At 70.1% G+C, this 14,421-nt stretch carries 14 protein-coding genes and 1 tRNA gene; 9 read left to right on the top strand and 6 right to left on the bottom strand.

Going from position 1 to position 14,421, the window contains the following annotated elements; translation table 11 throughout:
• Nucleotides 1-9: 9 nt before the first annotated feature.
• Nucleotides 10-1,548, bottom strand: a complete 1,539-nt coding sequence (locus ABZT04_RS02345) for an aromatic amino acid ammonia-lyase (protein ID WP_356051954.1) — start codon at nucleotides 1,546-1,548, stop codon at nucleotides 10-12.
• A 142-nt stretch (nucleotides 1,549-1,690) separates the two neighbouring features.
• On the opposite strand from ABZT04_RS02345, the gene ABZT04_RS02340 reads away from it, so the two are divergent.
• The 5 genes from ABZT04_RS02340 (at nucleotide 1,691) to ABZT04_RS02320 (ending at nucleotide 5,508) form a co-directional block, all read left to right on the top strand.
• Entirely contained in the window at nucleotides 1,691-2,734 is a 1,044-nt protein-coding gene (locus tag ABZT04_RS02340; RefSeq protein ID WP_356051952.1) for an ATP-binding cassette domain-containing protein, read from the top strand.
• On the top strand, nucleotides 2,731-3,372 hold the full coding sequence (locus tag ABZT04_RS02335; RefSeq protein ID WP_356051950.1) for an ABC transporter permease: 642 nt from the start codon (nucleotides 2,731-2,733) through the stop codon (nucleotides 3,370-3,372). Before ABZT04_RS02340 ends, ABZT04_RS02335 begins: the two co-directional genes overlap by 4 nt.
• The gene (locus ABZT04_RS02330; RefSeq protein ID WP_356051946.1) at nucleotides 3,372-4,034 is read left to right on the top strand and encodes an ABC transporter permease; all 663 of its coding nucleotides are present in this window, start codon (nucleotides 3,372-3,374) and stop codon (nucleotides 4,032-4,034) included. Before ABZT04_RS02335 ends, ABZT04_RS02330 begins: the two co-directional genes overlap by 1 nt.
• Before the next feature lie 11 nt (nucleotides 4,035-4,045).
• Nucleotides 4,046-4,981, top strand: a complete 936-nt coding sequence (locus ABZT04_RS02325; protein ID WP_356051944.1) for an ABC transporter substrate-binding protein — start codon at nucleotides 4,046-4,048, stop codon at nucleotides 4,979-4,981.
• Nucleotides 4,982-5,076: 95 nt separating this feature from the next.
• Nucleotides 5,077-5,508, top strand: coding sequence for a hypothetical protein (locus tag ABZT04_RS02320; protein WP_356052132.1), 432 nt, complete (start codon nucleotides 5,077-5,079; stop codon nucleotides 5,506-5,508).
• Nucleotides 5,509-6,007: 499 nt separating this feature from the next.
• On the opposite strand, the gene ABZT04_RS02315 is transcribed toward ABZT04_RS02320, so the two are convergent.
• On the bottom strand, nucleotides 6,008-7,399 hold the full coding sequence (locus ABZT04_RS02315; RefSeq protein WP_356051942.1) for a cystathionine beta-synthase: 1,392 nt from the start codon (nucleotides 7,397-7,399) through the stop codon (nucleotides 6,008-6,010).
• A 148-nt stretch (nucleotides 7,400-7,547) separates the two neighbouring features.
• On the opposite strand from ABZT04_RS02315, the gene ABZT04_RS02310 reads away from it, so the two are divergent.
• From ABZT04_RS02310 to ABZT04_RS02300, 3 genes are all read left to right on the top strand, one after another.
• Complete coding sequence (locus tag ABZT04_RS02310; protein WP_356051940.1) at nucleotides 7,548-8,585, top strand: SGNH/GDSL hydrolase family protein; 1,038 nt, start codon at nucleotides 7,548-7,550, stop codon at nucleotides 8,583-8,585.
• A gap of 229 nt (nucleotides 8,586-8,814) precedes the next feature.
• On the top strand, nucleotides 8,815-10,035 hold the full coding sequence (locus ABZT04_RS02305; RefSeq protein WP_356051938.1) for an acetyl-CoA C-acetyltransferase: 1,221 nt from the start codon (nucleotides 8,815-8,817) through the stop codon (nucleotides 10,033-10,035).
• A gap of 283 nt (nucleotides 10,036-10,318) precedes the next feature.
• The gene (locus ABZT04_RS02300; RefSeq protein WP_356052130.1) at nucleotides 10,319-11,098 is read left to right on the top strand and encodes a hypothetical protein; all 780 of its coding nucleotides are present in this window, start codon (nucleotides 10,319-10,321) and stop codon (nucleotides 11,096-11,098) included.
• A gap of 24 nt (nucleotides 11,099-11,122) precedes the next feature.
• Here ABZT04_RS02300 and ABZT04_RS02295 read toward each other — a convergent pair whose 3' ends face one another.
• Complete coding sequence (locus ABZT04_RS02295) at nucleotides 11,123-11,434, bottom strand: hypothetical protein (protein ID WP_356051936.1); 312 nt, start codon at nucleotides 11,432-11,434, stop codon at nucleotides 11,123-11,125.
• A 102-nt stretch (nucleotides 11,435-11,536) separates the two neighbouring features.
• Here ABZT04_RS02295 and ABZT04_RS02290 point away from each other — a divergent pair, with 102 nt between their 5' ends.
• Nucleotides 11,537-11,767, top strand: a complete 231-nt coding sequence (locus ABZT04_RS02290) for a DUF4287 domain-containing protein (protein ID WP_026178224.1) — start codon at nucleotides 11,537-11,539, stop codon at nucleotides 11,765-11,767.
• A gap of 82 nt (nucleotides 11,768-11,849) precedes the next feature.
• On the opposite strand, the gene ABZT04_RS02285 is transcribed toward ABZT04_RS02290, so the two are convergent.
• The 3 genes from ABZT04_RS02285 to ABZT04_RS02275 form a co-directional block, all read right to left on the bottom strand.
• Nucleotides 11,850-12,737: a Bax inhibitor-1/YccA family protein gene (locus tag ABZT04_RS02285; protein WP_356051934.1), complete on the bottom strand. Its 888-nt coding sequence runs from the start codon at nucleotides 12,735-12,737 to the stop codon at nucleotides 11,850-11,852.
• A gap of 171 nt (nucleotides 12,738-12,908) precedes the next feature.
• Complete coding sequence (locus ABZT04_RS02280) at nucleotides 12,909-14,090, bottom strand: 4-hydroxybenzoate 3-monooxygenase (RefSeq protein WP_356051932.1); 1,182 nt, start codon at nucleotides 14,088-14,090, stop codon at nucleotides 12,909-12,911.
• Nucleotides 14,091-14,235: 145 nt separating this feature from the next.
• Nucleotides 14,236-14,319: transfer RNA gene (locus ABZT04_RS02275), tRNA-Leu, on the bottom strand.
• Nucleotides 14,320-14,421: the final 102 nt, after the last annotated feature.

Here is a 14,421-nt window from a genome sequence, read left to right as displayed (position 1 = left end):
TGTTCACGTTCATGCCGTGCTTCCCCTCCAGATGTCCGTGAACCGGTCGAGCAGTCCGGCCGCCGCCGTCACATCGTCCGTGAGCGGCCGGTCCGCCGGGTCCTCGTCGAGCACCGACTCGGCGAGTTCCAGCGCGCGGCCGACCGGCAGGTCCGGTTCGGGCCGCAGGTCGCGCTGGCGCAACGCCCGTACGGCGGCGACGAGTTCGCAGCCCACGACGAGACGGTACGCGCGGCAGGCCCGCAGTGTCTGACGTGCGGCGAGCGAGGCGAAGCTGGCCTGCTCCTCGACGCCCCGGGAGAGTACAGCGTGCCCGAGCGAGGCGGGGGCCGAGAACGCGCGCAGATCGCCGAGCGCGGCCGCGGCGGCGTACTCCAGGATCATGATGCCGGAGGAGGCGGGTTCCTGGTCCGCCAGGAACGGCTTGAGGCGGGTGAACGCGGGCTCGTTGAGCGAGGACAGCCGGGACGTCGACAGCCGGGCGACCTGGGTGATCGCGAGCCTGAAGTGGTCCAGGGCGAGGGCGAGTTGTGCCTGGTAGAAGCCGCCGTGGTGGTAGGCGGCCATGTCCTCCGGGGAGATGAACGGGTTCTCGGCGGCGGCGTTGATCTCTATCGCGAGGACCTCCTCCAGCGCGTCCGCCGCGTCGTGCGCGGGCCCGTGGATCTGCGGCAGACAGCGGAAGCCGTACGGGTCCTGGATCCGGCCGAGGGGAGGCGTGGGCCGGTCGGCGGCGCCGATCAACTCCCGCATCCGCCGGGCGACTTCGGTCGATCCCCGGTGCGGCCGGGCGGCGTGCACGGGTGCGGCGAACGGCTCGTGCGAACCGTCGACGGCGAGCAGCGAGAGCGCGCCGACGACCTGGGTGGCACCGATGAGGCCGCGCAACTCGTGCAGGGCGAGGGCCGATTGGCCAAGAGTGAGCGCGTTGCTGCTGATCATCGCCAACGCGTCGTTGTTGTCGAGGGGTTGGGGTTCGGGGACGCCCACGAGACCGTGCTCCCCCGAGACGCTCCGCCAAGGATGCTCCCCCACCAACGCCAGCCCCACCTGCGCCAGCGCCGCGATGTCCCCCGTCCCCACCGACCCGAACTCGTTGACGACCGGGTACACCCCGTTCTCCAACGCCTCGCACAGCGCGCCGACGACCGTGGGCCGCAGTCCCGCACCGCCCGCGAGCAGTTGGTTGGCGCGGACGGCAAGCATGGCCCGCACCTCGCGGGCCGGGAGTTCGTCGCCGATCGCGCCGGCGTGGCTGCGCAGGAGCCGTAGGCCGTGTTCGGCGGCGGCCTCGGTGGGCACGTCCTCGTTCCGGTTGGCGCCGACGCCGGTCGAGCGGCCGTAGACGCGGCCGGTCGCGGCGATCCGGCGGGCCGCGTCCCAGGAGTCGGTCGCGCGCTTCATCGCCTCGGTGCCGGGGACCGGCCGGGCGTCCCCGTCGGCGAGCCGGACGACATCGACGACCCCGAGCCCGACCCCGTCGAGGACCACGAGACCGGAGCCACCGGACACCATCGCATCAGTAGCGTCCACGATCCGAGACGACATAAGGCGCCAAACTCCCCTCAATCAGGACACTCGATCTTGCCTGCCGGGCATCCGTTACCTCGGATTAACGCGGAGACATTGACAAACTATTCAGACACCAAGAACTCTGCATGACGTTATACAGCCGGGCAAGGGACAACTCATGATCCAGTTCGACGCGGTCCACAAGCGCTTCCCCAACGGCACGACAGCGGTTCACGATCTCTCCCTGGAGATGCCGGAAGGCGGGGTCACCGTACTGGTCGGTTCCTCCGGTTGCGGCAAGACGACCACCCTTCGGATGATCAACCGGATGATCGAACCGACCTCGGGCGTCATCAAGGTCGGCGGCAAGGACGTCACCCAGCAGGACGCCGCCGAGCTGCGCCGCTCCATCGGGTACGTCATCCAGCAGTCGGGGCTCTTCCCGCACCGCACGGTCCTCGACAACATCGCCACCGTGCCGCTCCTGCTGGGGCACGGCCGGAAGAAGGCCAGGGCCCGCGCGGCCGAGCTGCTGGAAACCGTCGGCCTCGCCGCCGACGCCGGCAAGCGGTACCCGCACCAGCTCTCCGGCGGCCAGCAGCAGCGCGTCGGCGTGGCCCGCGCGCTCGCCGCCGACCCGCCGGTACTGCTGATGGACGAGCCCTTCGGCGCCGTCGACCCGGTGGTGCGCACCCAGCTCCAGGACGAACTCCTGCGCCTGCAGAAGGAGTTGAACAAGACCATCGTCTTCGTCACGCACGACGTCGACGAGGCCGTACGGCTCGGCGACCGCATCGCGATCTTCCGCACCGGCGGCCACCTCGTCCAGTGCGCGGCCCCCGCCGAGCTCCTCGCCCGCCCGGCCGACGACTTCGTCGCCGACTTCCTCGGCGCCGAACGCGGCCTCAAGCTGCTCTCGCTGAAGACCCTCGCCGACGTCCCGCAGGCTCCGGCCCCCGAGGGCGGCACCTGGACTCTCGCAGTCGACGAGGCGCGCAGGCCCCTGCACTGGACGTCGAAAGACACGAAGGACGCCGAGATCCCCGTACGACCGCTCCAGGACGGCGACTCCCTGCTCGCCGCGCTCGACGAGTCGATCGCCTCCCCCACCGGCCTGATAGCCCGCGTCGACGCGGCCGGCGTCCTCACCGGCGTCTCGTCCCGCGACGACATCCACCTGCACGCGGGCCGGGCGCACACGGAAGCCCGGGTGGCGGCGTGACCGTCGACTGGTCGTGGATAGGCGACCACACCGACGACCTCACCAGCCTGACCCTCTCCCACCTCCAGGCCGCGATGACGGCCGTCTTCCTCGGCCTCGTCATCTCGCTCCCGCTGGCCGTGGTCGCCCACCGGGTCCGCCCGCTGCGCGGCTTCCTGCTCGGCCTCTCGAACGTGCTGTTCACGATCCCGTCGATCGCGATCTTCGTGCTCCTCCTCCCGATCAGCGGCCTGACCCGCACCACCACCGTGATCGGGCTGACGGTCTACACGCTGGTCGTGCTGCTGCGGAACACGGTCGAAGGACTCGACTCGGTCCCGACGAAGACCAAGGAGGCCGCGAAGGCGATGGGCACGCGCCCCCTGCGCACGCTCCTCACCGTCGAACTCCCCCTCGCGCTCCCGGTGATCATGGCCGGTGTCCGCATCGCGACCGTGATGTCGATCTCGCTGGTCTCGGTCGCGACCTACATCGGCGACGGCGGCCTCGGCCAGCTCTTCACCGACGGCTTCCAGCGCGACTTCCCGACACCGGTGATCGTGGGCGTGGTCCTCACCCTGCTGCTCGCCGTGGTCGCGGACGCGGCCCTGGTCGCCCTCCAGTACGTACTCACCCCGTGGAAGAGGCGGCGAGCCTGATGTTCGAACTCTTCAAGAACCTCGCCAAGTGGCTGACCAGCGGCTCCCAGTGGGCCGGTGCGGACGGCATCGCGCACCGCCTCGCCGAGCACCTCCAGTACTCGCTGCTCGCGACCCTCATCGCGGCCGCGATCGGCCTCCCGCTCGGCCTGCTGATCGGGCACACCGGCAAGGGCGCGTTCCTCGCGATCAACCTCGCCTCCTTCGGCCGCGCGCTGCCGACCGTGGGCCTGGTCGTCCTCGTCTTCCTGGCCAGCGGCCTGTCCATGTGGCCGGTGTACATCGCGCTGGTCGCCCTCGCGGTCCCGTCCATCGTCACCAACACCTACGCCGGCATGACGGCCGTGGACCCGGACGTGAAGGACGCGGCGCGCGGCCAGGGCATGCGCGGCCACCAGGTGCTGTTCCAGGTCGAGTTGCCCCTCGCGCTCCCCCTGATCATGACCGGCCTGCGCCTCGCCCTCATCCAGGTCGTCGCCACCGCCACGATCGCCGCCTACGTCTCCTTCGGGGGCCTGGGCCGGTACGTCTTCGACGGACTCGCCCAGCGCGACCTCGTGCAGGTGCTCGGCGGGGCGGTGCTCGTCGCCGTCGTGGCGATCGTCCTGGACCTGGGCCTCTCCACCCTCCAGCGCTTCCTCTTCCGCCACCGCACCGCGTAGGGAACTCCGAAATGAATCGTCGTACCGTCCTCGGCGGCCTCTTCGCGGTCGCCTCCGTCCCCGTCCTCTCCGCCTGCGCGAGCGGTGTCACCTCGCTCGACGGCGGGGGCTCGGCCGGCGGTGGCAGCGCCTCCAGCAAGAACGGCGTCACCATCGGCACCGCCAACTTCACCGAGAACCAGGTGCTGGGCTACCTCTACGCCGCCGTCCTCGAAACGGCCGGCGTGAAGGTCAAGGTCCGCCCCAACCTCGGCACCCGCGAGATCGTCTTCCCCGCCCTCAAGAGCGGCGACATCGACCTCCTGCCCGAGTACCAGGGCTCGCTGCTCACCTACCTCCAGCCCAAGTCCAAGGTCGCGGAGGCGGGCGCGATGCAGAACGCCCTCACCCTCGCCCTCCCCTCCGGCCTCCAGGTCCTGCCCTACGGCGTGGCCGAGGACGCCGACTGCTTCGTCGTCACCCGCGCGACCGCGAAGAAGTACGGTCTGACCTCGCTGGCCGACCTGAAGAAGGTGAACGGCCAACTGGTCATCGGCGCCTCGGCCGAGGTGAAGACCCGTCAGGTGGGCGTCGTAGGACTGAAGGACGTGTACGGCGTGGAGTTCAAGGAGTTCAAGTCCCTTGATTCCGACGGGCCGTTGGTCAAGGGCGCCCTCAAGAAGGGCGATGTGGACGTGGCGAACCTGTTCACCACCGACACCGACATCAAGGCCAACGACTGGGTCGTGCTGACCGACCCCAAGACCCTGATCCCCAGTCAGCACATCGTCCCGCTCATCGCCGACCGGGTGGCCGACTCCACGGTCCGCAAGGCGCTGGCCCGGCTCGGCAACGTCCTGACCACCGCCCAGCTCACCGAGTTGAACCGCCAGGTGGACAAGGACAAGAAGGACCCGGAGGACGTGGCGAACGCGTACGCGAAGCAGCACGGGCTGGCCAAGGGGTGAGCGGTGACCGTCGGCGCTGAACCCGACGTCCGACAGGGGGGCTATCCCCAGTGCGGCGGGCGCCGCGGCTCCCTAATCTGAGTCGCATGACGGGAATGGACTCGCACGACGCCGAACTCAAGAAGGAACTCAACGCCACTCTGCAGGCGCGCAGGGAACTGGGCGACGAGTACGAGTCGGCGCTGGTCGACTCGTTCCTGGAGAAGGTCGACCAGCGCATCGACGGCGCGGTGGAGCGCCGGGTGCGCCGGCAGATGGCCGAGCAGCAGATGGTGGTCGCCCGCGGCTCACGGGGCCCGAAACCCACCGACTCCTGGGGCGAGCGCTTCGGCTTCGGCATCGTCTCGATGGTCCTGGCGATCCCCCTCTCCGCGATCGGCGGCGGCCTCGCCCACCTCCCCGGCCTGCTGGTGGCCTGGGCAGGCATCGTCGGCGTCAACGCCGTGCAGGCCGCCCGCACCAACCCGGGGCTGTTCGGCGGCCGCCGGCATCAGAAGTCGGGCCAGAACAGCGAGTGGGAGGGCTGAGGGGAGGTACTTCTCGGTACTTCCGGGTATTTCTCGGTACCGGTCGGCACCATCAGCCCGTCCGGCGTTTGAGGACGAGGCCGTCCAGGCCGAAGGGGGGTCTGGGGGCGCAGCCCCCGGGACAGCGACACCAACACCGGGTGCCATAAGAACCGCCAAACCCGCGCGGCGAAAGTCTTGCGCGGGGACCGCCGCACCCCCCGTTGCCGGGAGGGCGGGACGACGGCGGTCCCCGCGAGGGACGCGTGCCGGGTCAGGCCTGGCGTGCGCGTCCAAGGCGTCGGTGGAGGTCCGGGAGCCGCTCCGGAGGTCCGTGACGCCGTTTCTGTGTCGGCGAGGCGGGGAGCCGCTCCCGCCTGCCGACATCCCCTAATCTGCACGACCCGTGTTAAGCGGGTGCTGCGTGGACGTGACGCGCTCGTACCACTTCCGCGAAGTCCACCATCCGGACCGGCGACCGCAAAGTTGCCGTCGCCACGGCCCGTTCACCGGACGTTCGCTACTGCTTCCCGCCCTTGGCGAGGAAGGACAGCAGGTCCTGCCGGCTGATGACCCCGGTCGGTTTGCCCTCGACCAGGACGATCGCCGCGTCGGCCGCGCCCAGCACGGTCATCAGGTCGCCCACCGGCTCACCGGAACCGACCTGCGGCAGCGGAGCCGACATGTGCTTCTCCAGCGAGTCGGAGAGGGACGCCCGCTGGGTGAACAGGGCGTCCAGCAGCTCCCGTTCGACGACCGAGCCGACGACCTCGGCCGCCATGACGTCCGGGTGACCGGCGCCCGGCTTCACGATCGGCATCTGCGAGACGCCGTACTCACGCAGCACGTCGATGGCCTCGCCGACCGTCTCGTCCGGGTGCATGTGCACGAGGGACGGGATGGCGCCGTGCACCTTGTCGTTGAGGACGTCGGCGACGCGGGCGCTGGGGCCCTCGTCCTCCAGGAAGCCGTAGTCCGCCATCCACTCGTCGTTGAAGATCTTGCTCAGGTACCCGCGCCCGCTGTCGGGCAGCAGCACGACCACCACGTCGTCGGGACCGAGCCGCTCCGCGACCCGCAGCGCGGCGACGACGGCCATCCCGCAGGAGCCGCCGACGAGCAGCCCCTCCTCCTTCGCCAGCCGCCGGGTCATCTGGAAGGAGTCCTTGTCGGACACGGCGACGATCTCGTCCGCGACGGTCCGGTCGTAGGCGGTCGGCCAGAAGTCCTCACCGACACCCTCGACGAGATACGGCCGCCCGGAGCCACCGGAGTAGACCGAGCCCTCGGGGTCGGCGCCCACGACCTGCACCCGGCCCTCGCTGGCGTCCTTCAGGTAACGCCCGGTGCCGGAGATGGTCCCGCCCGTGCCGACGCCCGCCACGAAGTGGGTGATCCGCCCCTCCGTCTGCTCCCACAGCTCGGGGCCGGTCGAGTGGTAGTGGGAGAGCGGGTTGTTCGGGTTGGAGTACTGGTCGGGCTTCCAGGCACCCGGCGTCTCACGGACCAGCCGGTCGGAGACGTTGTAGTAGGAGTCGGGGTGCTCGGGGTCCACGGCGGTGGGGCACACGACCACCTCGGCGCCGTAGGCCCGCAGCACGTTGATCTTGTCGGTGGACACCTTGTCGGGGCACACGAAGATGCAGTGGTACCCCTTCTGCTGGGCGACGATGGCCAGGCCGACGCCGGTGTTGCCGCTGGTCGGCTCGACGATGGTGCCGCCGGGCTTGAGCGCGCCGCTCTGCTCGGCCGCCTCGATCATGCGCAGGGCGATGCGGTCCTTCACACTCCCGCCGGGGTTGAAGTACTCCACCTTGGCCAGAACGGTCGCCTGGATGCCCTCGGTCACGCTGTTGAGCCTCACCAGCGGGGTGTTGCCGACGAGGCTGATCATCGAGTCGTGGAATTGCACCGTTGTCTCCGGTCGCTGCAAAAGAAGTGGTCTTGATGGGTCCCGTCAGCCTAAGGCCCGGAAATGACGTTCACCGCCTGTTGAGATTGGGCGACGTGCTGTTCGGGGCAAGGAGTGGGTGACGGCTCAGAGGAGGTGGCGGCGACGTATGACGAGGATGTCGAGGGCACGGGTGGCCCGACGGATCGCGGCCGGTGCGGCGTACGGCGGCGGCGGGGTGGGACTGGTGGGCGCGGCGGCCGTCGGCCTGGTGCTGGCCGAGGTCCGCTTCGTGAAGCGACATGTGGGCAACGGCCATGGCCCGGGCAGCAACCATGTGCCCAGCGCCGATGGCCGCTACGGCCATGTCTACGACACCCCGGGTGAACCCCCGCTCCGGCTGACCATGCTCGGCGACTCCACGGCGGCCGGGCAGGGCGTGCACCGGGCGGCCCAGACCCCGGGCGCCCTGCTGGCCTCGGGCCTCGCCGCGGTCGCGGAGCGCCCGGTCGAGCTGCGCAACGTGGCCCTCCCGGGCGCCCAGTCCGACGACCTGGACCGCCAGGTCGCGCTGGCCCTCGCGGACACCTCCCAAGTGCCCGACGTCTGCGTGATCATGATCGGCGCGAACGACGTCACCCACCGCATGCACCCGACCAGATCGGTCCGCCACCTCTCGGCGACGGTACGACGGCTGCGCACGGCCGGCGCCGAGGTGGTCGTCGGCACCTGTCCCGACCTCGGGACGGTGGAGCAGGTCCAGCAGCCGCTGCGCTGGCTGGCCCGCCGGGCCTCGCGGCAACTGGCGGCGGCCCAGACGATCGGCACGGTCGAGCAGGGCGGGCGCACGGTGTCGCTGGGCGACCTGCTGGGCCCCGAGTTCGCGGCGAACCCTCGCGAGCTGTTCGGCCCCGACAACTTCCACCCCTCGGCGGAGGGCTACGCGACCGCGGCGATGGCGGTCCTGCCGACCGTCTGCGCGGCCCTGGGCCTCTGGCCGGCCGAAGAGGACCGCCCGGACGCCTCCCGCCGCGAGGGCTTCCTCCCGGTGGCACGAGCGGCCGCGGAGGCCGCTTCGGAGGCGGGCACGGAGGTCGCGGCGGCGATGCCGACGGGTCCGAGGGGACCTTGGGCCCTTCTCAAGAGGCGGCGGCGACGCCAGGTGCCGGAGCCCGAGGGGGCGCCCTCCAGCCCGTCCGGCGTTTGAGGACGAGGCCCCTTCAGGGCCGAAGGGGGGTCTGGGGGCACAGCCCCCGAGGCGCGCACCTCACCGACCCGCACCCGGAATCCGCCCCACCGCCGGAGGCCCAAGCAAGCGCTTAGACAATTGCGGTCAGGGTCACACAGCGTTCCCCGTGACCTGCGCCATACGTACGGGTAACTTCCAAAGAAGCCGTGCCAGTCAGTCCCCCCGTACGAACGCCAATGGAGCCGTGATGCCCGAAGCCGTCATCGTCTCGACCGCCCGCTCCCCCATCGGCCGCGCCGTCAAGGGCTCCCTCAAGGACCTGCGCCCCGACGACCTCACCGCCACGATCATCCAGGCCGCCCTCGCGAAGATCCCCGAGCTGGACCCGAAGCTCATCGAGGACCTGATGCTCGGCTGCGGCCTCCCCGGCGGCGAGCAGGGCTACAACCTCGGCCGGATCGTCGCCGTACAGATGGGCATGGACCACCTGCCGGGCTGCACGATCACCCGTTACTGTTCCTCGTCCCTGCAGACCAGCCGCATGGCCCTGCACGCCATCAAGGCCGGCGAGGGCGACATCTTCGTCTCGGCCGGTGTCGAGATGGTCTCCCGTTACGCCAAGGGCAGCTCGGACGGTCTCCCGGACACCACGAACCCGATCTTCGCCGAGGCGCAGGAGCGCACCGCCGCCACGGCCGCGTCCGAGGGCTCCACCTGGCACGACCCGCGCGAGGACGGCCTGCTCCCCGACCCGTACATCGCGATGGGCCAGACCGCCGAGAACCTGGCCCGGATCAAGGGCGTCACCCGCCAGGACATGGACGAGTTCGGGGTCCGCTCGCAGAACCTCGCCGAGGAAGCCATCAAGAACGGCTTCTGGGAGCGCGAGATCACCCCGGTCACGCTGCCGGACGGCACGGTCGTCTCGAAGGACGACGGCCCGCGCGCCGGCGTCACCCTGGAGGGCGTCTCCGGCCTCAAGCCGGTCTTCCGCCCCGACGGCCTGGTCACGGCCGGCAACTGCTGCCCGCTGAACGACGGCGCCGCAGCGGTCGTCATCATGAGCGACACCAAGGCCCGCGAGCTGGGCCTGACCCCGCTGGCCCGGATCGTGTCGACCGGTGTCTCCGGCCTCTCCCCCGAGATCATGGGCCTCGGCCCGGTCGAGGCGTCGAAGCAGGCGCTGGGCCGCGCCGGTCTGACCGTCGACGACATCGACCTGTTCGAGATCAACGAGGCGTTCGCCGCCCAGGTGATCCCGTCCTACCGCGACCTGAACATCCCGCTGGAGAAGCTGAACGTGAACGGCGGCGCGATCGCCGTGGGCCACCCCTTCGGCATGACCGGCGCCCGCATCACGGGCACGCTGATCAACTCCCTCCAGTTCCACGACAAGCAGTTCGGCCTGGAGACGATGTGCGTGGGCGGCGGCCAGGGCATGGCGATGGTCATCGAGCGCCTCAGCTAGTCAACTCCCCGTAGCCGTACGGGAACTTTGCGTCACCCTCAGGCCCGGAACCCAGTAACCACCTGGGTTCTGGGCCGATTTGTGATCCAATCTCCCCCAGGATGTGACCTATCTCCCTTCGAAAAGGGATTTCCCCAGGTCAGGACCGTTTCACCACCAAACATCGGGCCCAAAGTCCTGCCCGTTTCGTGACGTTACGCACTGACAGCTGGTTAGTCCGCCCTTCAAGCTGATGTAGGAAGTCGGGGGTCGACTTTGAACCGGGAGTACGTCAGTGAGCGCCATGCCGATCGCTTTGCTGCTCACCACGGCCGCCACAGGCGCCGTGGGCGTCGCCGTCCTGCGCACCCTCTTGGTGCTCCGTCGCCAGGTAGCAGCCCTGCACACCGAACTCGCCGAGAGCCGGGCCGCCGCCCTGCGGCCGCTCGTGCCGGCCGCCCGCACCCACACCGACGCGGATGAGATACGCGCCGCCGTGGCCGAGGCCCTGGCCGAGGAGCGGGAGCGGGAACTGGCCGAGGCGCGGGCCTTCTGGGCCGCCCAGGAAGCCCGCGACACCGAGGTGCCGACCCTGCTGGGTCTGCCGGACAGCGAGCTGTTCATGCCCCGCCAGAGCGACTTCGTGGGCCTCGAACCGCTGGAGCCGGTGACCGAGCCGTTCGCGGAGGCCGACGAGTTCGCCGGGGACTCCCCCGAACTGGCCGCCGCCCGCCGCCGCCACCCCTCCCACCCGGACTTCGTACCGGCCCAGTCACCCGTGGCGAACGACCACGAACGCACGGTGGCGACGCTGGAGGAGCTGGCCGAGTCCGCCGTGGAACTGGCCGACGTCCGCCCCGGCCCCCTCGGCACCCTCGACGTGTACGTCTTCGTCGACGGCACCACCCTCTGCATGACCCCGGGCCACCGCGAAACCGCCGAACGCCTCGCAGCCGCCCTCCGCGCCGGCGAGACCCCGTTCCTCCTGGGCGGCTCCGGAGTCTCGGGCGCGTACACCCTGACGTTCGCCTGCGGCGAGGAGAACGTCTACATCCTGGCGGACCGGGTCATAGCGTCGCTGTAAGGGGTGTTACTTCGGGGGTCTGACTCAGACCCCCGCCCGCTTCTGCGCCTCCGCGACCAACTCCAGCGCCTCCGAAACGTCCGCCTCGCTCACCAGTACCAGCGCGAAGTCATGCACGGCCACGGTGATTTGGTCGGCGACGGCGAACATCCCCGCATCCGGCATCTCCCGAGGCTCCACCCCGGGCTCCTCCGCCAACTGCGCCCGCCGGGTCATCTCCCTGGCCAGCGCCAGCGCTTCCGCGGCGGCCCCCCGTTGCAACCGGCTCTGCGGCGCGGCCCGAAGCCGGTCGGCAAAGTGATCCACCGCTTGCGTCAACCGCGTCGTATCCACCACGCCGCGAGACTACGCGCCGCACCGGGACTGTTGCCAACGGGCGAACGCTCAGGCACGGTGACTTGAAGGACCGGCTTACACCCCATGCGTCCGGAGGCGCCGATGTCCCAAGTGTTCTCCCAGGAGACCCACCGCAACCTGCTCGCCCGCATCCCCCACTGCACCGGTCGTGAAGTGTCCGACTGGCTGCGCACCGTCGACGAAGGCCCCGCCCTCTTCCGTTTCGAGGAGAAGGTCAGCTGGCTCCGCGCCGAGCACGACCTCGCGTACGGCCACGCCAAGGCGATCATTCACGAGTACGACCTGAGGAGGGCCGCGCGCAAACTGCTCTAGGCGCGCACCGCGGACACGACCACAAGACGACGAAGGGCCCCGGGACGAACCCGGGGCCCTTTCACGTGCGTCGGCCAAGCCGCTAGTCGTTGCTGTTGAGGATCGCGAGGATCCGCAGGAACTCCATGTAGATCCACACCAGCGTCAGCGTGAGCCCGAAGGCCGCCAGCCACGCCTCTTCCTTCGGGGCGCCGTACGCGATGCCGTCCTCGACCTGCTTGAAGTCGAGGGCGAGGAAGCACGCGCCGAGGATGATGCCGACGACGCCGAAGAAGATGCCGAGCGGGCCGCTGCGGAAGCCGAGGCCGTCACCGCCGCCGAACGCCGCGAACAGCAGGTTGACCACCATCAGCAGCACGAAGCCGAGCGCGGCCGCCATCACGAAGCCGTAGAAACGGCGGGTGACGCGGATCCAGCCCGCGCGGTACGCGATGAGCACGCCGGCGAAGACGGCCATCGTGCCGATCACGGCCTGCATGGCCGCGCCGCTCGCGATGCGGTTGTCGACGACGCTGGAGACGACGCCGAGGAAGACGCCTTCCAGGGCGGCGTACGACAGGATCAGCGCGGGGACGGGCTTGCGCTTGAAGGACTGGATGAACCCCAGCACCATCGCGATCAGCGCGGCGCCGATCCCGATGCCGTACGAACGGCCGATGTTGGCGTCGTCGACCGGGAGCAGCGCCCAGGCGAGCGCGGCCGTGACGATCAGTGTGCCGAGGGTGGTGCCGGTGCGCAGGACGACGTCGTCCATGGTCATCCGGCCGGTGGTGGCCGGGGCCTGGGGCGGTGCGCCCTGCTGGAGGCCCTGCTGGGCGTAGGGGTTCTGCGCGTACGGGTTGCCCCCCGCGTAGGGGTTGCCCTGCGTGCCCACGGCGGGGCCCCCGGCCTGCGGCGCGGTGTTGAAGCCCGCGTAGCCGTTGTCGCGGCTGAACCCCCGTCGCGAGAAGACCGGGTTTCTGCTCCTCATTTCACTCCTCCATGGCCGCCTCGCGCGGCCTTGGCCTCAAGAGTAATAGGTAGGCAAAGGATTGACCCTACCCCTTGGGGAGGATCTTCCCCTCGTCCCGCCACGGTACGCGGTGGACCGTATGCCCAGAGCACACTGGTACCAACCCGTGACGCCCCTCTTGGAGGCCTCTTATCCCTGCTCATCCAGGGGAAACCCGGTGTACGCCTCCGCGAGGTCCGTCTCGGCTGCCCGGGAGGACGCGATCCGCTCCAGCCGGGCCAGTTGGAGCCGCCCGTCGAAGGGCGTCGCGTCGGGCGCGCGGTGCAGGAGGCTCGTCATGTCGTAGGAGAACCGCTCGGCCTGCCAGACCCGTCGCAGGCAGGTGGCGGAGTACGCGTCGAGCCGGTCCTCGCTCCCCGTCTCCTTGTTGTACGTCAGTGCCCTCGCGAAGGTGACGACGTCGCCGACGGCGAGGTTGAGGCCCTTGGCGCCGGTCGGCGGGACGATGTGGGCGGCGTCGCCGGCGAGGAAGAGGCGGCCGTGCCGCATGGGCTCGTGGACGTAGGAGCGCATGGGGGTGACGGACTTCTGGGTGATGGGGCCGCGGTGGAGGGTCCAGTCGTCGGCCTCGAACCGGCGCTCCAGCTCGTCCCAGATCGCCTCGTCGCTCCAGCTCTCGGCGTCCGTGTCCGCCGGCACCTGGAGGTAGAGCCGGGAGACGGCCGGGGAGCGCATGGAGAGGAGGGCGAAGCCGCGGTCGTGGCGGGCGTAGACGAGTTCGTCGTGGGAGGGGGCGACGTCGGCGAGGATGCCGAGCCAGGCGTAGGGGTAGGACCGCTCGAAGACGCGGGCCAGTTCGGCGGGGATCGCGGTGCGGGCGATGCCCCAGAAGCCGTCGCAGCCGACGACGTAGTCGCAGTCGAGGACGTCCTCGCGGCCCTGGTGCCGGAAGCGGACGCGCGGGCTTTCGGTGTCGGCGTCCTGCACCGCCAGCGCCTCGGCCTCGAACAGCAGTGGGCCGCCGCCCTTGAGTTGAAGCGCGATGAGGTCCTTGCAGACCTCGGTCTGGGCGTAGACCGTCACACTGCGGCCGCCGGTGAGGGCAGGGAAGTCGACCCGGTGCCGCTTCCGGTCGTAGCGCAGCTCGATGCCGTCGTGCCGCAGCCCCTCGCGGTCCAGCCGTCCGCCGGCACCGGCCGCGCGCAGCACGTCGACCGTGCCCTGCTCCAGGATTCCGGCCCGCTGGCGGTGCTCGACATAGGCGCGGTCCCGGCTCTCCAGGACGACCGAGTCGATACCGGCGTTGTGCAGCAGCCGGGCGAGGAGGAGTCCGGCGGGGCCGGCTCCGATGATGCCGACGGTGGTGCGCATCGGTCGTTCCCTTCAAGTGGAGCGAATGCCGTTGTTCCGTTTGTTCGTGTGGTGAAATTTCCTTCACTTTGCCATCAGGGCTTAAGTTTCCGGCCGCATGGGCCACCTGTCAACGGTCGGGGCGTTCGCGAAAAAGGGTCGGAGGTGCCCGGAACCGGACTTGAACCGGTACGCCCGCGAAGGGGCAGCGAGGTTTAAGCTCGCCGTGTCTGCATTCCACCATCCGGGCAGGCCGTGGGCTCCGCATCGAGATTCGAGCCTATCGGGGCGCGCCTCCCCAACAGCGGGCGGGCGGACCGATGTTGTCTTATTTTATTGATGTCTGAGGGTC

The organism is Streptomyces sp. NPDC005492 (assembly GCF_040605995.1).
Classification (GTDB): domain Bacteria; phylum Actinomycetota; class Actinomycetes; order Streptomycetales; family Streptomycetaceae; genus Streptomyces.
The sequence above is the reverse complement of the archived record's forward strand: the minus strand, read 5'-3'. Positions and strand labels throughout refer to the sequence as shown.